We start from the raw sequence: 21,396 nt of genomic DNA on the forward strand, positions 1-21,396 counted from the left end.
TCGCCGGAGCCGGAACGGACTCGGTGTCCCGCTTGGGTGGGAGCGCTCTCATTTTCTCCGGGTGGACGGTCGAGTCCTCTGTGGAACGGATCGGCCCGCGCGGGCGTCGAAGCGCCGTGCCCGAAACCGCAGACCGACGTCCGGCCGCACCTCCTCCCCGCCGGGCCCGCCCGGTCCGCCCGGTGCGGAAACCCTTGTTGCGGGCTCAACATCTCGAAAATCACACGGTCCCGGCAGCGGTGACGCCCTGGGCCCCCGCTGTCACGCTGGGGTACTGTCATCCGTGTGCACCAGTACTCCGAACCGCACTGGGTGAACGATGAGCCGACAGGTCAAGCCAGGGAGTAAGCCGTACCGTGCACAACTGCGCGACCGGCTGGCCGCTCTGGGCTTCCCCGAAACGGCGATCCCGGCCCGGGTGGCGGAGAACCTGGTGGTGGAATGCGGGATCCCGCCGCGCACCGCGTGGCGGCTGGCGTCCGAGCTTTCGCTCGACGTGGCGGCGCACCGCTACAACGCCGCGACCGGCGATCCCCGCGCGGGCATGCGCGGGACGCGGATCTGGGAGTACGAGCAGTGGCCCGAACGCGGTGTCCGGCCGACGATCGCGGCACTGCGGGTGCTGGCCGGCGTCTACGGCACCAGCTGGAAATCCCTGCTGGGCCTGCGTGATCTCGAGCAGCTGCCGGCCAAGGACCTCGCCGAGTACCACGCGGAAGAAGAACCGGTGGCGGTCGTGCCCGTCTCCGCGCCGCCCGCTCGCGCGGAGGTGCGCGGCGAAGCCCGGCCGGACGAGGAAATCGGGGCAAGCGCACTTGATGACGCGATTCTGCTGACCCAGACCAACGTCGACGACGTCCAGCTCGACGACCTGTGGTCCGACCTGGACTTCCTGGGCGGCGCCTACACCCGCACCGCGCCCGACGCGGTCCTCGGCCAGCTCGCCGTCATCGACGAACGGACGTCGGCGCTGCTGAAGGGCAGGCAGCGGCCGAAGCAGACGCAGGACCTGTTGCTCGTCGGGGCGAAGTGCTCGGCGATGATGGCGTGGATCGCGGGCGACCTCGGCCGGTACCGGCTTTCGCGCCAGCTGAACTCCGCCGCTTGGCTCTACACGCAGTACGCCGACGACTTCCTGGCCCGCCGCTGGGTGCGCACTTCGCAGGCGCGGGTGGCGTTCTGGTCCGGCAACGGCATCGAGTCCGCGCGGCTGGCCGCCGACGGGCTCAGCTACCACGTCGGCCCGCGTCTCACGGACGCGCCGCTGATCCTCGCCGAGGCGCGCGGCTGGTCGTCGGTGCAGGCCGAGCCGCAGGTGCTGGACGCGATCGCGCGCTGGACCAGCATCGAAGACCCGGACCTCGGCGCCGGTGGCGAAGACCGGTTCTTCAACATCACCAAGGACCGGCGCCACTACATGGCCGGGACCTCGCTGCTTTCGGTCGGCCAGGCGTCGGCCGCGCTGCGCGAGTTCACGACCGCCCGCGAGGCCTACGAGAAACTGTCCTTGGAACACCGCTGGGAGGCCATGGACCCGATGATCCGGATCGACACGGGCCGCGCGCACCTGAGGCTCGGCGACCTCGACGGCGCCGCCGCGCAGGTGGAGCAGGTGCTGGCCGCGGACGTCGGCAGCCAGCCGGACATGGTGCACTCGATGCTGAAGGTGCTCGCCACCGAGCTGACCGAGCCGCGCTGGCGCGCGGCGGTGACGGCGCGGAACCTGGCCGAGGCGGTCCTGGACGCCCACGCTTCGGCGCGGCCGTGACCGGCGACCCCACCCGGGCGGAGGTGGCGCCGGACGCTCCCGCGCGCCCTGGGACCGGGCACGAGGACGACTGGGCGCTCGAAGGCCACACCCGCCGGGACGTGGTCGTCGTCGCCGATCGCTTCGCGCGGTTCGCCCGCGGGGAGCGGGTCCTCACCGTGTCCGGCCTGCTGGCCCTGCTCGCCGCCGACGACACCGACCCCGAACCCGCCTCCTGCCACTGGGTCGTCCACCTCGGCCAGGGCATCGACGCCACCGACCACGACCTGCTCGAAGCGGCCCGCGAGAAGAGCGGGGTCACCGTGACCTTCGCGGACCCGCGGGCCTTCCGGCGCGTCCCCGAACGCTCGGTCCTCGTGCACAAGGACCGCTCGGAGAACGTCCTGCTGGCGGGCGTGCACAGCCCGTCGGCCGGGCACTGCCAGGCCGAGCTGCGGATCCACCGGGACAACGAGCTGATCCTCGACCACCACACCGGCGAGCACGTGCAGGGCATCGTGATCGTCGAGGCGATGCGGCAGATCTGCATCGCCCAGTTCGAGACCGCGATCCGGCCAGGCCTGGCCACGCCCGCGTACGCGGGGGTCTGGAAGCGGATCGACCTGTCGTTCCAGGACTTCCTGTTCCCGCTGCCGGCCACGGTCGAGTCGCTCATCGAGGAGTCCGACCTCGGCCGGGAGAGCAACCTGAAGTTCCGCGCCACCACGGCGGTGCGCCAGCAGGGGCGCACGGTGGCCACCGCGAACATCGAGTACTCGATGATCGCGCAGGGGCGCATCGACGCACTGGAACGCCGCAAGGCCGACCAGGCGACCCGCGCCTACCTCGGCTGAGCCGAAACCCACTCCGGAAGGGAAACCACACCACGATGTCCGAAGAGCCGGACCGTTCGGCGTCCTTCGCGCAGGGACTCAAACTCATCCAGCAGCTCGGCGGGGCCGACCGCCCGGCCGTGCTGGACCTGTTCGAGAGCATCGGCGAGGCCGAGTTCGGCGAGCAGTGCGTCGGGTTCATCTACGGCGACGTCTACCACCGGCCCGGGCTCGAGCTCCCGGAGCGGCAGCTGACGACCGTCGCCGCGCTCACCGCGCTCGGCTACGCGGGCTCGCAGCTGCAGTTCCACGCCAAGGCCGCGCTCAACGTCGGCTGCACCCGCCGCCAGCTGGTGGAGGCGGTCATCCACGTCAGCTCGTTCGCCGGGTTCCCCGCCACGCTCAACGCGCTCACGGCGCTCAAGGCGGCGTTCGAGGGCCTGCCCGAGGACGAGCCGGCGGCCGAGCCCGCCGAAGTGCCGTGGGCGGGCATCGAAGACCGCTACGAGCGCGGGCTGGCCGCGATGAAGGCGGTCGACGGCGAGGCGGGGGAGAAGGTCGCCGTCGCACTGGCCGACATCGCGCCCGACCTGGCCGGCTACATCATCGAGTTCACCTTCGGCGAGCTCTACACCCGGCCGGGGCTGAGCCTGCGCCACCGCGAGATCGTCACGATCGCCGCGTGCGTCGCGCTCGGCACGGCGCTGCCGCAGCTGAAGGTGCACATCCACGGGCTGCTCAACGTCGGCGGCACCGAGAAGGAGGTCGTCGAGACCGTCCTGCACCTGGCGTTCTACTGCGGGTTCCCGGCCGCGCTCAACGCGATCGGAGCGGTGCGGGAAGTGTTCGCGCAGCGATGAGCGGGTTCGGGAAGCTGCGCGCCGTCGCGCTCGACTGCGACGGCGTGCTCATCGACGACACCTACCTGGCCATGATCGCCCGGTTCGTCACCGCGCACGGCGGGGTCTACGACGCCGCGGCCGAGCGGGACGTGATCGGGCTGCGCGACATCGTCGTCGCCGAGAAGATCACCGCGCTCTGCGGCCTCGACCAGCCGCCCGAAGAGACGCTCAAGCAGCTGTGGGCCGCGCGGCAGGAGTACCTCGCCGAGCACCCGATCCGCGTCGCCGAAGGGGCGCGGGACTGCCTGGAAGCGCTCTCGAAACTGCCCGTGCGGCTGGTCTGCTACGGCGGCCGGACCCGCGAGCACACCTTCGACCGGTACCTCGGCGAGTTCGTGGACCTGCTCGACCCGGCGGTGCCGTACGTGAGCATCAACGAGCACCGCCCCGGCGTCGAGCACATCACCCGGACCGTGCTCGGCGCCGGCTTCGACGAGATCGTGTTCGTCGACGACGTCAGCCGGGTGGCCGAGGACGCCCGCGCGCACGGCGCCGGGTTCGTCGGGTTCCCGTCGAGCCCCGCCCACGCGCGCCAGCGGGACTTCATGGCCGGCCACGGCGTCCGCCACTTCGCGGCGTCGCTCGCCGAATTGACCCCGGAACTCCTGGAGATCGTCGACGCGGAGCTCGCGACTTCGACACACTGGCTTCGTTGAGGATTCCCCGCACCCTTGGAGCCGCCGTGAAGTACTTTTCGCTGCCCCGTCCCGGCGCCGGGCTCGTCTCGGGCGAGCGCGACGTTCCCGAACCCGGTCCCGGGCAGGTCCTGGTCCGGCTGCGCGGGTGGGCGGTCAACGCCCGCGACCTGATGATCGTCAAGGGTTTCTACCCGAAGCCGGTGAAACCGGACGTCGTGCCGCTGTCCGACGGCGCGGGTGAAGTCGTCGCGGTCGGCGAGGGCGTGCGTGCCTGGGCCACCGGCGACCGGGTGGCCGCGACCTACTTCCCGGACTGGCTGTCCGGGCCCGGCACGCCGGAGAAGACCGCCGACGACCTGGCGGGCACCCTCGACGGCGTCCTCGCCGAGTACGCCGTCTTCGCCGAGGACGCGCTCGTCGGCGTCCCGGCGCACCTCGACTACGCCGAAGCCGCGACACTGCCCAGCGCGGGCGTCACGGCGTGGCGCGCGGTCGTCGAGGAAGGCGGGCTCGTGCCGGGCCAGACCGTGCTCACCCTGGGCAGCGGCGGCCTGTCCACCTTCGCGCTCCAGTTCGCCGCGCTCGGGGGCGCGCACGTCGTGTCGACGTCCGGCTCGGACGAGAAGCTCGAGCGGCTCCGCGAGCTGGGCGCCGCCGAGACGCTCAACCACGCGACGACGCCGGAGTGGGGTGCCGCGGTGGCCCAGCTGACCGGCGGCGGCGTCGACCACGTCGTCGACGTGGGCGGCGGCGGCACGATCGGGCAGTCGATGCTCGCCGCGCGCTACGGCGGGCACGTCAGCGTCGCCGGCGTGCTGACCCACGAAGGCGGCGCCGACCCGATCCTCGTGCTGGTCAAGCAGCTGACCCTGCGCGGTCTGACCAACGCCTCCCGTGAGACGTTCCAGGCGATGAACCGGGCGATCGAGCACACCGGGCTCCGGCCGGTGATCGACCGCCGGTTCGCCTTCGACGAGGTCGAAGAAGCCCTCAAGCACCTCGAGTCCGGTAGCCACGTCGGGAAGGTCGTGCTCGAAAGCGCCTGAGCGGCCCCGGGCCCCGGGTAACTTTTGCCGTCCCGGCTGGGTATTTGTGTACCCCGGATCGTTCTTTTCGCAGGTCAGCGGGGGTGTGCCCGGGCAAAAAAGTCGGGTTTCGGCAGGAATGGCGGCTGTCGGCGGCACCGGGGAGAGTGGTGTTCACCAGGACATCGCCCGAGCAGGCTGCGGCTGCTCAGGCGGAACGTCCGGGACTGGGGGCGCGGGGAGGGGGTTTCAACCGCCTGGGGGTGGGTTGAAACCCCCTTCCCGCCCGCGCCCCCCCCGGCGGGCTCAGGAAGTGGTGCAGGCCCGGCCGTTGAGCGAGATCGCCGTGGGCCTGGTGTTCGCCGTGCCGGACGTGCCGGTGAACCCGAACTCCGCGCTGCCGCCCGGCGGGATCGTCTTGTTCCAGCCCGCGTCCACCGCCGACACCGCCGTGCCGGTCTGGGTGACCTGCGCGTTCCACGCCTGCGTCACGCGCTGGCCGTCCGCGAACGTCCACGCCACCGTCCAGCCGGCCACCGCGGCCGTGCCGGTGTTGCCCACCTTGACCGAGGCCTGGAACCCGCCCTGCCACTGGTTCGTGACCGTGTAGGCCGCCGTGCACGAACCCGACGGCACCGGGGTGGTCGTCGTCGTGGGCGGTGTGGTCGGCGTCGTAGTGGTGGACGTGGTGGTGGTCGTCGGCGGTGGCTCGGTGCCCCCGGAGTCGCCCACGATCACGCCGCGCCCGTTCGTGCCGACGTAGACCCGGCCGTACACCCGCGGGTCGCCGCTCAGCGCCGCGCCGATGTTGCCGTACTGGTGCCGGTCGTCGTTGATCCGCGTCCACGATCCGCCCGCGTCGTCCGACCGGAAGATCCCGCGCACGCCCCCGATCTTCGCGATCGTGTATAACGTCGCATACGTCCGGCCGGTGGCGGCCTTGCCGAACCCGATGTTGTCGGCCTCGGTGACCCCGCTCAGCTTCGTGAAGGACGCTCCGGAGTCGGTCGAGTGCCAGAGGCCGTACGCCGTGCCGGAGCCGCCGGCGAGCCAGACGTCGCCGGTCACCCCGGGCATCGCCTTGAAGTGCGCGGAGCCGGTGGGCAGGCCGGTGGCCGCGGTCGCGGTGAAGGTCGCGCCGCCGTCGGTGCTGACGTAGAACTTCCCGGCGGCGAACCCGTAGAACCGCTTCGGGTCGACGCGGTCGGCCTCGACGACCGCGCCGGCCGGGATGCCCGCGGACGCCGTCCACGACGAACCGAAGCCGACCGAGTAGTTCACCGGGGTGCCGTCCGGGCTCCACACGAACCGGCTGCCGTCGGCGGCCGCGGCGACCGTGCCGCCGCTCGCGCCACCGGACGGCTCCGCGCCCTGGAACCAGTTCTTGCCGCCGTCGGTGGAGAAGGCGATCCGGTTGTCGTTCGGCCGCGCGCCGCGGTCGAGCGTGCCGGCGCGGACGATCGTCGCCGGGGTCAGCTCCGCGTAGTCGAGGCTCGCGGTCGTGGTGAAGACCGGCTGGGTGTACATGGTGGCCGGGACGGCGTCGAGGCTGTCGTGCCGGAACCCGCCGATGTCGCCGAGCCCGGAGAGCAGGGCAGCGCCCGACGGTGGGCTGATCAGGTCGAGCACCGCGGTCTCCTCGAGGCCGCCGACGACCGGTTTGAGCGTGAACTTCCCGCCGCTGTCCCACTTCGTGAGGTCGGTCGTCCCGTAGATCGTCGCGCCGGTGCCGTAGAGGAAGTGGTTCGAGTCGAAGGGGTCGATCTCCGCGGACTCGGTCATCCAGCCCAGCTTCGGCGACGGCACCGGGGGAGCGGCCGGGACGCCGAAGGTCAGCCACGGCACCGAAGAGATGTCCTGGGTGAACCGCTGCGATCGGTCGGGGTAGCTCGTGAAGTCCCAGATCCGCGTCCAGGTGGCGCCGCCGTCGGTGCTGCGGAAGAAGATCACGTCCGGCCACCACGACACCTGCGTGGCGACCATGAGCGTGTTCGGGTGCTGGCGGTCGATCGTCAGCCCGCTGTAGCCGAAGTAGTCGTCGGTGCTGTCGGACGGGATCGGGCTGATCCGCGTCCAGGTACCGGTCTTCGTGGCGTACTTCCAGACGTCGCCCTTCGCGCCGTCGTAGGGGCCGCCGGTGTCGCTGGTCGCGAGGTAGAGGTAGCCGCCGACCGGGTCGAGGACGCCCTTGTGCGCCAGGTACCCGGTGGGCTGGCCGGCCAGGCGCGCCCAGGTCGTGCCGCCGTCGGTGCTGCGGTAGACGGTGTTCTGCTTGTCCGCGACGCCGACGTAGATCGTCTGCGTGGTGCTGCCGCGGGTGCCGGTCGACGGGTCGAACGTCACCCAGGTGACGCCTTCGTTGTCGCTGGAGTAGCCCGACGGGTCGCTCGGGTCGGGCGCGTAGGTGCCGGGGTTCGGGAAGGCGGTCACCTTCGCCCAGGTGACGCCGGAGTCGGTGCTGCGCCAGAGCCCGTTGCCGCTCGGGGCGCCGAGGTAGAGAACGCTGTCGCGGTTCGGGTCGATCGCGAGGCGCTCGCCCATGCCGCGGCCGGGCATGTTGCCGCCGAGCTTGAAGGGCAGCGCCGCGGCCTGCCAGGTGGCGCCGCGGTCGGCCGACCGGAGGATCGCGCCGGTGTTCGGGTCCCAGCTGTTGGTGTACATCCCGGCCGCGACGTAGACCCGGTCCGGGTCGACGGGGTCGGTGGCGAGGCTGACGACGCCGTTGTGGCCCCAGTCGGTCCAGCCGACGGAGTCCAGCAGCGGGAGCCAGCGCCCGGTCGAGGGGTTCCAGCGGTAGGCGCCGCCGATGTCGGTGCGCGCGTAGACCAGTCCGGGTTCGGTCTGGTTGAAGACGATGCCGGGGACGAACCCGCCGCCGCCGATCTCGGCGTTGCGCCACGTGTAGGCCGCCGCGGCGGCGGGGGCTTCCGGCGCGCCGGCGGTGATCGCGACGGCGGCCGGCAGGAGGAGGGCGAGCGCGGCCGCGAGGAGCCGGCGAGCCCTGGGTGCGCTGGGGGAAAGCAGTCGTCTCACGTCGGCCTCCACGGCTCTGGGAGCGCTTCCAGAGGGACGGTAAACCAGCGTTCGGAACGTTGTAAAGCGTTCGACGATTTCGTCGTCCGACACTGTCCACAGTGGATTCGAAGGCGCTTGAGAGCGTGTCACGTATGTGAACGACGATCAGGTGACTGAATTGTTATCGCGCACGGCCTTGTCGGGCTTTTTCCGGCGTGTGAGTGTGGTGCCCGCTGGCTGGACTGGACCTACGAAAGAGGCGACCCGGCAATGACGCAGACAGCCCCGGCGCGGCACATCAGCCGGACCACTTTGTACTTCTTCGGCGCGCTCGGCGGCATCCTCTTCGGTTACGACCTCGGCGTCATCTCCGGGGTGCTCCCGTTCATCGGGAAACTGTGGGCGCTGACCAGCTGGGACAAGGGCGTGATCACCGCCAGCCTGTCGGTCGGTGCCATCGTCGGTGCGCTGTTCTCCAGCCGCACCAACGAAGCGCTCGGCCGCCGCCGCACGATCATGGTCGCCGCGGCGATCGTCATCGCGGGCACGCTGGCGGCGACGTTCTCGCCCACGTTCACGCTGCTGGTGCTGTCCCGCTTGATCATCGGCCTCGGCATCGGGCTTTCGTCTTCGACGGTCCCGACGTACTTGTCCGAACTGGCGCCGGCGCGGCTGCGCGGCGCGATGGGCGCGCTGAACCAGATCTTCATCGTCACCGGCATCCTGATCGCGTTCCTGGTCAGCTACTGGCTCGGGCCGATTTCGGCGTGGCGCTGGATGTTCGCCGGCGCGATCGTCCCCGCGGCGATCCTGCTCGTCGGGCTGGCGTTCCTGCCCGAGACACCGCGCTGGCTGGTCAAGAACGGCCGCGAGGAGGAGGCCCGGCGCGTGCTGGCCAGCGCCCACGGCAACTCCGTGAACCTCGACGAGGAGATCACGACCATCCGCGACGTCATCCGGATGGACACCGAGGAGAAGCCGCGCTTCCGCGACCTGTTCGCCGGCTGGGTGCGCCCGATGCTGTTCGTCGCGGTGCTGCTCGCGGTCGGCCAGCAGTTCAGCGGCGTCAACGCGATCAACGCCTACTTCCCGACGATGCTCATCGGCCTCGGCTTCGCCACGCAGGCGGCGCTGCTGTCCGGTGTGCTGCTGGGCGTGACGAAGTTCCTGTTCACCGCGTGGGTCGTGTTCGTGGTCGACCGCTGGGGCCGCAAACCGCTGCTGCTCATCGGCAACGTGATCATGGTGCTGACCCTCACCGCGGCGGGCCTGGTCGTGCTCAACGTCCACGACACGTCTCTGCGCGGCATCCTGATGCTGGTGATGATGGTGCTCTACCTGGTCGGCTACGAACTCGGCTGGGGCGCGGTCGTCTGGGTGATGATGTCCGAGGTCTTCCCGCTCAAGGTCCGCGCGGCGGGCATGGGCGTGAGCAGCGTGGTCCTCTGGGCCGCGACGGGCATCGTGAGCGCGGTGTTCCCGATCATCTCCGACCCGAAGTCCCTCGGCATCGGCGGCTCGATGTTCCTGTTCGCGGGCATCAACGTGGTGCTGTTCGGGCTCACGAAGTGGCTGGTCCCGGAGACGAAGGGCCGCTCGCTGGAGCAGATCGAGCTGGACCTGCGGGCGCGGCAAGGGGTGGCGGCCGAGAGCTGACCCGCCCGGCGGTGCCGCGAATGACTCATCCGGGACCTCGGACGTCCCGGATGAGTCATTCGCGACCTCCGCGAACCGGCTTCAGCCCACGGGTGCGGCCAAGCCCAGCTTGCCGGCGAGGCGGCCGACCCACGCTTCCACTTCCTCCGGCGCCCGGTCCGGCAGCCCGAAGATCGTCTCCGTCACCCCGAGCGCGTCCAGGTGCGCCAGCCGCGAAGGGTCCGGGCGCTCGCCCAGCGCGCAGATCCGCGGCGCTCCCGTGCGTCCCTCCGCGGCCCAGATCTCGTTCAGCAGCGCCACGTGCCCGTCCAGGTCGGTGTCCGCCGGGGTCGTGATCCAGCCGTCCGCGTGGCGGGCGATCCAGCGGAACGTCTTCTCCGTCGGGCCCGCCCCGAGCAGCACCGGGACGTGCGCCTGGACCGGCTTGGGCCACGCCCAGCTCGGGCCGAACGACACGAACTCCCCGGCGTAGGCGGCTTCCTCCTCCGTCCACAGTGCACGCATCGCCTCGAGGTACTCGCGCAACGCCGTGCGGCGGCGGTTGCCCGGGACGCCGTGGTCGTTCAGCTCGTCGACGTTCCAGCCGAAGCCCGTGCCGAGCGTGACGCGGCCGCCGGAGAGGTGGTCGAGGCTGGCGATCGTCTTGGCCAGGGTGATCGGGTCGCTCTCCACCGGCAGGGCGACCGCCGTGGACAGCCTGATCCGCGATGTCACCGCCGCGGCCGTCGCCAGTGCGACCCACGGGTCGAGGGTGCGGCTGTAGCGGTCGTCGGGCAGGGACGCGTCGCCGGTGCGGGGGTGCGGTGACTCCCGCTTGACCGGGATGTGCGTGTGCTCGGGTACGTAGAAGGTGGCGAATCCGGCGGCCTCCGCGACACGCGCGGCGGCCGCCGGGGTGATGCCCCGGTCGCTGGTGAACAGCACGATTCCGTAGTCCACGGAGCGAGCGTATTAGAACGTGTTTCAGTTTTCAAGGTTGCCGCTCGCTCGCGGGGGGTCGCCGGTCGAGTACGGTTGGTGACCGGGTCCACGACCGGTCGAGCGGCTCTGGACGCGCGGCGGGTGCGCAGGCGGGGAGCAGTGCGGCGGAGGGCGTCACGGGCACGGTGGGTGGGTCCGCGACCGAACGGGGAGGCGACGTGTCAATCCTTTGTGGACGGAGAGTGTCCCAGCCAGTGGACGCCCGGGCGGGGCGGGATGGCGTGCGCGGCCCGGGATCCGATACCGTGGACCACAGGCCGAGAGGCGCTGCAACGGACCACCGGGTCCGCCACGCTCGGCCGGGATTGACCAACCAAGGGCGCCTCCCGACAAAGGGAGGCTGCCGGTGAGTACCCCGCGAGAGTCCGAGGCGCGCCTGCGCGAGCTGTTCGACCAGCGGGTGGCGGTGCTGGACGGCGCCTGGGGCACCATGTTGCAAGGTGCCGGGCTGACCCCCGCCGACTACCGCGGCGACCGCTTCGGCGAGCACACCCACGACGTCACCGGCGACCCCGACCTCCTCAATCTCACCCGCCCGGACGTCATCCTCGACGTCCACCGCCAGTACCTGGCCGCGGGCGCGGACATCACCACGACGAACACCTTCACCGCCACCAGCATCGGCCAGGCCGACTACGGGCTGCAGGACCACGTCCACGAGATGAACGTCCGCGGCGCGCAGCTCGCCCGCCAGGCCGCCGACGAAGCGGGCGGCAAGTTCGTCGCCGGCTCGATCGGCCCGCTCAACGTCACGCTCAGCCTGTCGCCGAAGGTCGACGACCCGGCGTACCGCGCGGTCACGTTCGAGCAGGTCAAGGCCGCATACGCGGAGCAGATCGCCGGCCTCGCCGAGGGCGGCGTCGACCTGCTGCTCGTCGAGACGATCTTCGACACCCTGAACTGCAAGGCCGCGATCGCCGCCGCCCGGGAGGTGGCGCCGGACCTGCCGCTGTGGATCTCGGTGACCATCGTCGACCTGAGCGGCCGGACGCTCTCGGGCCAGACCGTCGAGGCGTTCTGGAGCTCGATCGAGCACGCGAAACCGCTGGTCGTGGGCGTGAACTGCTCGCTGGGTGCCGAGGAGATGCGCCCGCACGTCGAGGAGCTCGCCCGGATCGCCGACGCCTACGTCGCCTGCCACCCCAACGCCGGGCTGCCCAACGCCTTCGGCGGGTACGACCAGACGCCCGAGGAGACCGCCGGGCTGATCGGCGGGTTCGCCCGCGACGGCCTGGTCAACCTGGTCGGCGGCTGTTGCGGCACGACGCCCGCGCACATCGAGAAGATCGCGGCGGCCGCGAAGGGGATCGGCCCGCGCGAGGTCCCCGCGCCGCGCACGCACACCCGGTTCAGCGGGCTCGAGCCGTTCGGGATCGGCCCCGACACCGGGTTCGTGATGATCGGCGAGCGCACCAACGTCACCGGCTCCAAGCGGTTCCGCCGGCTCATCGAGTCCGACGACCACCAGGCCGCCGTGGACGTCGCGCTGGAGCAGGTCCGCGGCGGGGCGAACCTGCTCGACGTCAACATGGACGCCGACCTGCTCGACTCCGAGCAGGCGATGACGACGTTCCTCAACCTCATCGCCACCGAGCCCGAGGTCGCCCGCATCCCGGTGATGGTCGACAGCTCCAAGTGGACCGTCCTGGAAGCCGGCCTGCGCTGCCTGCAGGGCAAGGGCGTGGTCAACTCGATCAGCCTCAAGGAGGGCGAAGAGCCCTTCCTGGCCCAGGCCCGCACCATCCGCAACTACGGCGCCGGCGTCGTCGTGATGGCCTTCGACGAGCAGGGCCAGGCCGACACCGCCGACCGCAAGGTCGAGATCTGCGGCCGCGCGTACGACATCCTCACGCAGAAGGCCGGCTTCGCGGGCGAGGACATCATCTTCGACCCGAACGTCCTGGCCGTCGCGACCGGCATCGCCGAGCACAACGGCTACGCGAAGGCGTTCATCGACGCCCTGCCCCGGATCAAGGAGCGCTGCCCGGGCGTCCACATCTCCGGCGGCATCTCGAACCTGTCCTTCTCCTTCCGCGGCAACGACGTCGTCCGCGAGGCGATGCACTCGGCGTTCCTGTTCCACGCCGTGCAGGTCGGCCTGGACATGGGCATCGTCAACGCCGGCCAGCTCGCGGTCTACCAGGACATCCCGAAGGACCTCCTCGAACTGGTCGAGGACGTGCTCTTCGACCGCCGCGAGGACGCGACCGACCGGCTGGTGGCCTTCGCCGAGAACGTCAAGGGCAGCGGCACCAAGCGCGTCGTCGACCTCACCTGGCGCGAAGGCACGGTCGGGGAGCGGCTGTCCCACGCGCTGGTCCACGGCATCGTCGACTTCATCGAGGACGACACCGAAGAGGCGCGGCAGCAGATGGCCCGCCCCCTCGACGTCATCGAGGGCCCGCTGATGGACGGCATGAAGATCGTCGGCGACCTGTTCGGCTCCGGGAAGATGTTCCTGCCGCAGGTGGTCAAGAGCGCGCGCGTGATGAAGCGGTCCGTCGCCTACCTCGAGCCGTTCATGGAGGCGGAGAAGGAGAAGGCGCGCCAGGAGGGCCGGCTCGCCTCGACCGGCGGCCAGGGCAAGATCGTGCTCGCCACGGTGAAGGGCGACGTCCACGACATCGGCAAGAACATCGTCGGGGTCGTGCTGGGCTGCAACAACTACGAGGTGATCGACCTCGGCGTGATGGTGCCCGCCGGCAAGATCCTCGACACCGCGGTCACCGAAGGCGCGGACGCCGTCGGGCTGTCCGGGCTGATCACGCCGTCGCTGGACGAGATGGTCGCCGTCGCCACCGAGATGCAGCGGCGCGGGCTGAAGCTGCCGCTGCTGATCGGCGGCGCCACGACGTCGCGCCAGCACACCGCGGTCAAGATCGCCCCGGTCTACGACAACGTGACCGTGCACGTGCTGGACGCCTCCCGCGTGGTCGGCGTGGTGTCGGACCTGCTCGACGCGGACCGGTCCATCGTGCTGGCCGAGAAGAACCGGGCCGACCAGGAGGTGCTGCGCGAGCAGCACGCGAACAAGCAACGCCGCCCGATGCTCACGCTGGAGCAGGCCCGCGCGAACCCGGAGAAGGTGTCGTTCGACGGCCTGCCGACCCCGGCGTTCACCGGGCGCCGCGTCGTCGAGCCGAGCATCGCCGAGCTGCGCGAGATGGTCGACTGGCAGTTCCTGTTCCTCGCCTGGGAGCTCAAGGGCAAGTACCCGGCCATCCTGGAGCAGCTGGTCGCCCGTGAGCTGTTCGACGACGCGAACACGCTGCTCGACGAGATCATCGCGAACGGCAGCTTCCGCGCGAAGGGCGCGTACGCGTTCTGGCCGGCGCACCGCGAAGGCGACGACATCCGGCTCGACGGCGACTACGCGCACGTCGGCTTCCCGATGCTGCGGCAGCAGACGTCGAAGCCGCTGGACCGCGCGAACCGCTGCCTCGCCGACTACATCGCCCCGGCGGGCGACCACCTCGGCGGCTTCTCGGTCACCATCCACGGCGCCGACGAGCTCGCCGCGAAGTACGAAGCCGAGCAGGACGACTACAAGGCGATCATGGTCAAGGCGCTGGCGGACCGGCTCGCCGAGGCCTTCGCCGAGCACATCCACCTGCGGGCACGCCGCGACTGGTTCGAGCCGGACGCCGAGCCGTTGCTGGCGGACCTGCACGCGGAGCGGTTCCGCGGCATCCGCCCGGCGCTCGGCTACCCGGCCAGCCCCGACCACAGCCAGAAGCGGGAGCTGTTCGAGCTGCTGGAGTCGGACGAGCTGGGCATGGCGCTGACGGAGTCGTTCGCGATGACGCCGGCGGCCAGCGTGTCCGGGCTGATCTTCGCGCACCCGGAATCGAAGTACTTCACCGTCGGGCGGCTCGGCCGCGACCAGATCGAGGACTACGCGCGCCGCAAGGGCGTCGAGGTCGCCGAGGTCGAGCAATGGCTGCGCCCCAACCTGGCCTACGAGCCCGGGGCGTAGTCCTTCAGCTCGATGTCGGTGGCGAACCTGTCGGTCGCCTTGAGCATCAGGCCGAGCAGGAAGCGGGACTTGAACGTCCAGTCCCGCAGCTTGATCCGCAGCGGTGACGGCGGCGCGAGGAACGGGCCCGCGCTGCCGCGTTGCGAGATCTTGGCGTAGCCGCGGAACTGTTCTTCGTAGCGCGCGAAGGCCACGCGGTGGTCGCCGCCGGCGGCGAGGAGCTCCCCGGCGAGGACGTACGCGCCGACCAGCGCCAGCCCGGTCCCGAACCCGCCGAGGGTGTTGCCGTAGGCCGCGTCGCCCAGCAGCACGACGCGGCCGCGGGAGTAGCGGTCGATCGTGACGCGGCTGAGCGAATCCAGGTAGAACTCGCGGGCTTCGGGGACCTTGGCGATCAGTTCGGGCACCCGCCAGCCGGCTCCCCGGTAGGCGTCGGCCAGCAGTTTCCGCTGCCGCGCGGTGTCCGTGCGGTCGTAGGCCGGCTCCGGCGAGGCGAAGACGAAGAACGCCGACGCCTTCGGGCCGCCGACGGCGGTCATCCGGCCCGGCTCGTTGTACATCACCGCGTCGCCGTCGGCGACGTCCTCGCCCAGCTCGGCCAGCGCGTAGTGGTACCCGAGGTACTCGACGTAGTCGCGTTCCGGGCCGAACGCCAGCCGCCGGACGTTCGAGTGGATGCCGTCGGCGCCGACGACCAGGTCGAACCGGCGCGGCTCGGCGGTGGCGAAGGTGACGTCGACGCCGTCCGCGGTCTCGGTCAGCGCCGTGATGGTGTCCCCGAAGAGGTATTCGCAGTCGCTGTGCGCGTAGAGGATTTCGGCCAGGTCGCCGCGGCGGATCTCGATGTCTCCGCCGGTGAACTCGCCGGGGATGACCGCCTGCGGCTTGCCGGCGGCGTCGATGATCGTCTGGTCCTGCCCGCCGGTCTGGCGCGCGAGGACGTCGTCGAGGATGCCCATCCGGTCGAGCACGCTCCGGTGGGTGGCGCCCTTGAAGTCGACCGCCTGCCCGCCGGGCCGCACCGCCGGAGCGCGTTCGTCGACGGTGACGGTGCAGCCGTAGCGGGTCAGCCAGTGGGCGAGCGCGGGACCGGCGATGCCGGCGCCGGAGATCAGGACGGTGAGGTTCTTCATGCCGCCGAGCTTCGCCAGGGACGCTTACCGGTCCCTGACGAAGCGCTGACGGCTATTCGGCGGCGCCGGTCAGCAGCGACTGGTACCAGGCGTCGTACGGGTGGTTCGTCGCCGGGTAGTTCGCCAGCGGCGTCGTCGCCTGGCTCGCCGAGTCGAAGTCCCAGCCGCGGACGAGCTTGCCCGACTGGCGGGCCGAGGTGATGAACGCCGACTCCGTCGCGGGCGCGCCGTAGAACAGCGCGCCCTGCTGCAGCTCCGCGCTGTCGCCCTGCTGGAACTCGTCGAACGCGACCTGCCGGTAGCGGATCCGGTCGCCGGTGACGCCCGCGGTGTCCGCGCGCAGGGTGTTCGACGGCGTCGGCCCGTCGGCGCCGGTCCACACCCGCACGCGCCGGGAGCCGCTGGTGGCGGTGTCCTTGGCGAAGCGGGCGTCGGACGTCTTGGCGTTGCCGGTCCAGGCGACCGTCGTGGCCGACAGGGTGCCGGTCCAGTTCCAGTTCTGGCTGCCGCTCTGGCTCTGGTGGATCTCCCGCAGGTGCGTCGCGTCGGTGAACGCGACGGTCGGCTGCACGCCGTTGTCGTACTGGTGGGAGGCCTGCCAGGTGAGCTCGCCGTCCGCACCGAGCTTGCCGACGTGGTACCAGAGCGTGGTCGCGGTCTGCGACTGGTGGACCTCGACGAGGTCACCGTTGTCGTTCAGCGCGACGGCCGGGGTCTGCCCGCTGTCGTACTTCCCGTGCCGCAGCCAGGTGACCCGCCCGTCGGCGCCGTAGGTGCCCGTCCAGTACCAGAGCGCGCCGCCGCCGGAGTCGTGCACCTCGACGAGCTGGCCACGCCCGTTGAGCGCGACCGCGGGGTGGTAGCCGACGTCCCTCTTGTACTCGGCGCGGCTGGTGCCGTCGCCGGACAGCAGCGGCAGCACACGCCCGCGCAGCGCGTCCACGGTCGGCTGCCCGGCGGGGTAGTCCTGCGCCCGCAGCAGCCGGCTGCCGAAGACGGACTCCAGCTCCTGGTTGACGGCGGTGAGGTTGCCCGCCGCGAACGAGGGGTTGTCGGTCAGGTTGTCCTTGAGGTCGAGCATGACGACGATCGGCGCGGCGGCCGGGTGCTGTGCCGACCAGGTGTTCACCGCGGTCAGCCAGTCGCGCAGGTCGTTCGACGCCGGGTTGCCGCCGCTGTGGTCGACGAGGTTGCCGGGGGAGTCGTGGCCGACCCCGTAGTCGTGGGTGCTCGCGTAGCCGTTGTCGTGGACGTCGAGCTCGATGAACCGGACGCCGTGGTCGAGCTGGTAGGCGATCGAGTTCTTGGCGCCGTCGACGTTGCCCGAATAGCTGTTGTGCGTCGCCCGGAACACCGAAGCGGTGAACGGCGGGCTCGCGGCGTGGGCCGTGCCGGTCAGCAGCGCGGTGGTGGTGAGCGCGGCGACGGCCAGTGCGGGCAGGCGGATCATCCTCGGGTCCTCACGTCGGGGAACGGGGTGTGTCCATCCTGGCCGTTGTGCGAGTGGTTGTCTTGAATTCCGTGAAAACGGTTGATCACGGTGTCGGGAGAATACCCGGAAAATGCTCACGGAATAGCAGATCAAGTGTCCGATCTGTCGGGTTTGTCGAGCCGCTTGGCGAATTATGCCAAATCGCTTCGCGCATTCGGGTACTTGGCGGGCCCCTTCGTTGTCATTATCCGGAGAACAGCTGTGCGCGGGTGGGGAGGCAGTGGGTGTGGCGAACGACTGGCCGCTGGTCGGCCGCGAACAGGAGCTGGCGTTCGCGCGCCGGGCGCTGGCCGACGCCGAGGTGTGCGGCCTGCTGCTGACCGGGCGCGCCGGTGCCGGCAAGACCCGCTTGGCCAAGGTGCTGCTGGCCGAACTGGCCGCCGGCGGGGCGCGCACGCACTGGGTGCGCGCGATGTCGTCGGCGTCGACGATCCCGTTCGGCGCCTTCGCCCACCTCCTGCCGGGCAGCGCCGACGGCACGGCGGACCGCGCGCACCGGCTGAACCAGGTCGCGGGTCACCTCACCCGCGGCGCGGAAGGGCGGCGGCTGGTGCTCTGCGTCGACGACGCGCACCTGCTCGACGACCTGTCCGCGACCCTGGTGCACCAGCTGGCCGCGACGGCGTCGGCGTTCGTCATCGTGATCGCGCCGCACGGCGTGAGCGTGCCCGACCCGGTGTTCGCGATGTGGAAGGACCGCGTCGCCGAGCGCCTCGACGTCGGCGAGCTGAGCCGGTCGCAGACCATCGAGCTGATCACCGCGGCGCTGGGCGGGCGGCTGGAGGACGGCGCGGAGCACCGGCTGTGGCACCTGAGCCTCGGGAACCCGCTGTTCCTGCGCGAACTCGTCCAAGGCGGGCTCGACAGCGGTTCGCTGGCGGCCACGGACGGGCTGTGGCGGTGGAGCGGCGCGCTCACCGCGACCCCGCGGCTGGTCGAGCTGATCGAAACCCGCACCGACCGCGTCGACGCCGACGAACGGCGGCTGCTGGAACTGCTGGCGTTCGGGGGGCCGCTGGGCTGCGAACCGCTGGTCCGGCTGGGCGCCGCGAACGTCCTCGCCGCGGCCGAGCGGGCCGGGCTCGTCGTTTCGGAACGCACCGGGCGGCGGCTGAACGTCCGCCTGGCGCACCCGCTCTACGCCGAGGTGATCCGGCGCCGGACGTCACCGCTGCGGCAGCGCGACACCTACCGCATCCTGGCGAGGACGCTCGACCTGACCGGCGCCCGGCGCGCCGAGGACAAGCCGCGGCTGGTCCGCTGGCGGCTGGCCGCCGGGCTGCCGACCGACCCCCAGCTCGTCCGCGCCGTGGCGGAGACGTTGCTGCGCAAGGACTTTCCGCAGGCCGAGCAGCTGGCCGCGGAAGCCGTCCGGCTCGGCGGCGGGTTCGCCGGGAAGTACCTGCTGGCCCAGGTCCGGATCGCGGGCGGGCGGCACGCGGACGCCGACGCGCTGCTGGCGGAGCTCGCCGGCGAGACGGTGTCGGACGCCCAGCACGCGCGGGTCGCCGGGACGCGGGCGCGGAACCTGGCGTTCGGCCTGAACCGCTTCGCCGAGGCGGAAGCCGTCCTGGACACGGCGGAGACGGCGGTGTCCGGCCCGGCCGACGAACTGGTGGTCGCCCGTGCGGCCCTGCGCGCGGCGGAAGGTGCGTGCCGCGCGGCGCTGGACCTGCTCGGCCCGGTGCTGGACCGCAACCCCCGCGGCGACGCACTGCGCCTCGGCGCGTTGGTCGTGGCGGCCGGTGCGCTGGCCGAGTCCGGCCGCACGGAGGCGTGCCTCGGCGTCGTCGAGGAGGGACTGGCGATCGCGGTCGCCGACGCGTCCGCGCCGGGCGCCCGCGTCCGGCTGGAGCACGCGCGGGTGGTGGCGCTGTGCCGCGCGGGCCGGCTGGAGGAGGCCGAGGACCTGGCGGGCGAGGACTACCGGGACGCGGTCGGCGACCGCTGGGGCCCGGCACTGGCGGCCGCGGCGGCGTCCCTCGGCACGGTCGCGCTGGCGTACGGGAACGTGCGCGGGGCGATCCGGCGGCTGCGCGAAGCCTTGGCGGTGGAGGGACACGACCAGCCGCACGAGTTCCGTCCCGCGGTCCTGGGCGCGCTGGCCCGGGCGTCGGCGATGGCCGGGCAGGTGGTGGAGGCGGACCTGCCGGGCCCGCTCGGCCGCTGGGCGGCGGCCTGGACAGCGGCGTCCCGCGGCGAGCTGACCCGCGCGGCGGCACTGGCTTCGGAGGCGGCGGCCGAGGCGGAGTCGACGGGCCGGTCGGCGATCGCGGCCGAGATCCGGCACGACGTGGTCCGCTTCGGCGTCCCTTCGTTCGGTTCGGACCTGGACGGTCCGCTGGTGGCGTGCTACTCGGCGCACGCACGGGCGCTGTCCTCAGGGGACGCGGTCGCGCTGGACGCGGTGGCGACGGCGTTCGCCGACATCGGGGCGCGCCTGCTCGCGGCGGAGGCAGCGGCGGAGGCGGCCCGGGCCCACCGGGCGGCGGGCAAACTGGGGAGCGCGGTCGGTGCGGCCCAGCGGGCGCAGTCGTGGCTGGTGTCCTGTGAGGACGCCGCGACGCCGGCGCTGGCGTCGCTGGACACCCCGCTCGACCTGACGGTCCGGGAGCTGGAGATCGCCCGCCTGGTGGCGACGGGCTTGACGAGCCGCGCGGTGGCGGACCGCCTGGTGGTGTCGGTGCGGACGGTGGACAACGTGCTGCACGGTGTTTACGCGAAGCTGGGTATTTCGGGACGGCGCGAGCTGGCTTCGGTGGTGGGGCAACCGGAGCCGGGGAGTAGCGCTTCGGCCGGCCCGTAGGTAGCCGGCGGCGCGGGGGCCGGTGAAGCCGAGTAGGCCGCTACTCATGACCGGAGCGGTTCCGGGCCCAAGACTGGATGACAACGGAGGGGCACGGGCTTCACCGATCCGAATGTCAGGAGTGCACACGATGACGACTTCATCGGGCGACGTTTTCCAGAACGAGCAGGGCACCGGGGGCGGCGGTCAGTTCAACGAGCAGGCGTCCACGGGCGGTTCGGGGAACATCTTCCAGAACGAGCAGGGTTCCGGGGGTTCCGGGGGCGACCAGTTCAACGAGCAGGCCTCGACGGGCGGTCGTGGGGACATCTTCCAGAACGAGCAGGGCTCGGGTGGGCACGGTGGGAACCAGTTCAACGAGCAGGCCTCGACGGGTGGTCGTGGGGACATCTTCCAGAACGAGCAGGGCTCCGGCCGCGGCGGCAACCAGTTCAACGAACAGGCCTCAGCCGGCCACCACGGCGATGTGTTCCAGAACGAGCAGGGCTCGGGCGGTCACGGCGGCGGCCAGTTCAACGAGCAGGCCTCCACCGGCGGCGTAGGCGACATCTTCCAGAACGAGCAGGGCTCGGGTGGGCACGGTGGGAACCAGTTCAACGAGCAGGCCTCGACGGGTGGTCGTGGGGACATCTTCCAGAACGAGCAGGGCTCGGGTGGGCACGGTGGGAACCAGTTCAACGAGCAGGCCTCCACGGGCGGCCACGGGAGCATCTTCCAGAACGAGCAGGGCTCGGGCGGTCACGGCGGGAACCAGTTCAACGAGCAGGCCTCGACCGGCGGCCACGGCAACATCTTCCAGAACCAGCAAGGCGCGGGCCACGGCGGCAACCAGTTCAACGAGCAGGCCTCCACGGGCGGTCACGGGAGCATCTTCCAGAACGAGCAGGGTTCCGGCGGTCACGGCGGGAACCAGTTCAACGAGCAGGCCTCGACCGGCGGCCACGGCAACATCTTCCAGAACCAGCAAGGCGCGGGCCACGGCGGCAACCAGTTCAACGAGCAGGCCTCCACCGGCGGACACGGCAACATCTTCCAGAACGAGCAGGCCCAGGGCCACCACGGCGGCAACCAGTTCAACGAACAGGCCGCCACCGAGCACCACGACCGCGGCCACGAAGAGCACCACCACGGTGGCCACGACCACCACGCCGACCACCACGCCGACCACCACCACGACGTCGAGCACTACTGA

Annotated in this window: 13 protein-coding genes and 1 riboswitch; of the genes, 9 read left to right on the forward strand and 4 right to left on the reverse strand. The window is 71.4% G+C overall.

Features of this window, described 5'->3' with window-relative positions:
* Window positions 1-319: 319 nt before the first annotated feature.
* Genes MUY14_RS11660 through MUY14_RS11680 form a run of 5 tightly spaced genes read left to right on the forward strand, consistent with a single transcriptional unit; the run spans window position 320 to window position 5,166 of the window.
* Window positions 320-1,768: a hypothetical protein gene (locus MUY14_RS11660; protein ID WP_247022989.1), complete on the forward strand. Its 1,449-nt coding sequence runs from the start codon at window positions 320-322 to the stop codon at window positions 1,766-1,768.
* On the forward strand, window positions 1,765-2,601 hold the full coding sequence (locus MUY14_RS11665; RefSeq protein WP_247022990.1) for an AfsA-related hotdog domain-containing protein: 837 nt from the start codon (window positions 1,765-1,767) through the stop codon (window positions 2,599-2,601). The genes MUY14_RS11660 and MUY14_RS11665 overlap by 4 nt, the downstream gene beginning before the upstream one ends.
* A gap of 35 nt (window positions 2,602-2,636) precedes the next feature.
* Window positions 2,637-3,440 (forward strand): carboxymuconolactone decarboxylase family protein, encoded by an 804-nt coding sequence (locus MUY14_RS11670; RefSeq protein ID WP_247022991.1) that lies wholly within the window; start codon window positions 2,637-2,639, stop codon window positions 3,438-3,440.
* A complete protein-coding gene (locus MUY14_RS11675) occupies window positions 3,437-4,138 on the forward strand; it encodes an HAD family hydrolase (RefSeq protein ID WP_247022992.1) in 702 nt (233 codons plus the stop codon). Before MUY14_RS11670 ends, MUY14_RS11675 begins: the two co-directional genes overlap by 4 nt.
* A gap of 26 nt (window positions 4,139-4,164) precedes the next feature.
* Window positions 4,165-5,166, forward strand: a complete 1,002-nt coding sequence (locus MUY14_RS11680) for an NAD(P)-dependent alcohol dehydrogenase (RefSeq protein WP_247022993.1) — start codon at window positions 4,165-4,167, stop codon at window positions 5,164-5,166.
* Window positions 5,167-5,451: 285 nt separating this feature from the next.
* On the opposite strand, the gene MUY14_RS11685 is transcribed toward MUY14_RS11680, so the two are convergent.
* On the reverse strand, window positions 5,452-8,178 hold the full coding sequence (locus MUY14_RS11685; RefSeq protein ID WP_281506285.1) for a cellulose binding domain-containing protein: 2,727 nt from the start codon (window positions 8,176-8,178) through the stop codon (window positions 5,452-5,454).
* Window positions 8,179-8,430: 252 nt separating this feature from the next.
* On the opposite strand from MUY14_RS11685, the gene MUY14_RS11690 reads away from it, so the two are divergent.
* Window positions 8,431-9,816, forward strand: coding sequence for a sugar porter family MFS transporter (locus MUY14_RS11690; RefSeq protein WP_247022994.1), 1,386 nt, complete (start codon window positions 8,431-8,433; stop codon window positions 9,814-9,816).
* Between the two features lie 81 nt (window positions 9,817-9,897).
* Here MUY14_RS11690 and MUY14_RS11695 read toward each other — a convergent pair whose 3' ends face one another.
* Entirely contained in the window at window positions 9,898-10,755 is an 858-nt protein-coding gene (locus MUY14_RS11695; RefSeq protein WP_247022995.1) for an LLM class F420-dependent oxidoreductase, read from the reverse strand.
* A 295-nt stretch (window positions 10,756-11,050) separates the two neighbouring features.
* Window positions 11,051-11,129: riboswitch (S-adenosyl-L-homocysteine riboswitch) on the forward strand.
* A gap of 14 nt (window positions 11,130-11,143) precedes the next feature.
* On the opposite strand from MUY14_RS11695, the gene metH reads away from it, so the two are divergent.
* The gene (gene metH, locus MUY14_RS11700) at window positions 11,144-14,773 is read left to right on the forward strand and encodes a methionine synthase (RefSeq protein ID WP_247022996.1); all 3,630 of its coding nucleotides are present in this window, start codon (window positions 11,144-11,146) and stop codon (window positions 14,771-14,773) included.
* Here the strand turns inward: metH and MUY14_RS11705 are convergent.
* The gene (locus MUY14_RS11705) at window positions 14,755-15,906 is read right to left on the reverse strand and encodes an FAD-dependent monooxygenase (protein ID WP_247022997.1); all 1,152 of its coding nucleotides are present in this window, start codon (window positions 15,904-15,906) and stop codon (window positions 14,755-14,757) included. The genes metH and MUY14_RS11705 overlap by 19 nt on opposite strands.
* Window positions 15,907-15,958: 52 nt before the next feature.
* Window positions 15,959-17,356 carry a hypothetical protein gene (locus MUY14_RS11710; protein ID WP_247022998.1) on the reverse strand — a complete coding sequence of 466 codons (1,398 nt, stop codon included), beginning with the start codon at window positions 17,354-17,356 and terminating at the stop codon, window positions 15,959-15,961.
* 268 nt (window positions 17,357-17,624) lie between these two features.
* Between MUY14_RS11710 and MUY14_RS11715 the strand changes: the two genes are divergently transcribed.
* The gene (locus MUY14_RS11715) at window positions 17,625-20,204 is read left to right on the forward strand and encodes an AAA family ATPase (RefSeq protein ID WP_247022999.1); all 2,580 of its coding nucleotides are present in this window, start codon (window positions 17,625-17,627) and stop codon (window positions 20,202-20,204) included.
* Window positions 20,205-20,334: 130 nt separating this feature from the next.
* Entirely contained in the window at window positions 20,335-21,396 is a 1,062-nt protein-coding gene (locus MUY14_RS11720; RefSeq protein ID WP_247023000.1) for a glycoprotein, read from the forward strand.

This window comes from Amycolatopsis sp. FBCC-B4732 (assembly GCF_023008405.1).
Taxonomy (GTDB): Bacteria; Actinomycetota; Actinomycetes; order Mycobacteriales; family Pseudonocardiaceae; genus Amycolatopsis; species Amycolatopsis pretoriensis_A.

Bases quoted from the DNA above. Each gene is read 5' to 3' on its own strand.
- MUY14_RS11660 (WP_247022989.1), top strand. From the start codon at position 320: ATGAGCCGACAGGTCAAGCCAGGGAGTAAGCCGTACCGTGCACAACTG.
- MUY14_RS11690 (WP_247022994.1), top strand. From the start codon at position 8,431: ATGACGCAGACAGCCCCGGCGCGGCACATCAGCCGGACCACTTTGTAC.
- MUY14_RS11710 (WP_247022998.1), bottom strand. From the start codon at position 17,356: ATGATCCGCCTGCCCGCACTGGCCGTCGCCGCGCTCACCACCACCGCG.
- MUY14_RS11705 (WP_247022997.1), bottom strand. From the start codon at position 15,906: ATGAAGAACCTCACCGTCCTGATCTCCGGCGCCGGCATCGCCGGTCCC.
- MUY14_RS11670 (WP_247022991.1), top strand. From the start codon at position 2,637: ATGTCCGAAGAGCCGGACCGTTCGGCGTCCTTCGCGCAGGGACTCAAA.
- MUY14_RS11675 (WP_247022992.1), top strand. From the start codon at position 3,437: ATGAGCGGGTTCGGGAAGCTGCGCGCCGTCGCGCTCGACTGCGACGGC.
- MUY14_RS11720 (WP_247023000.1), top strand. From the start codon at position 20,335: ATGACGACTTCATCGGGCGACGTTTTCCAGAACGAGCAGGGCACCGGG.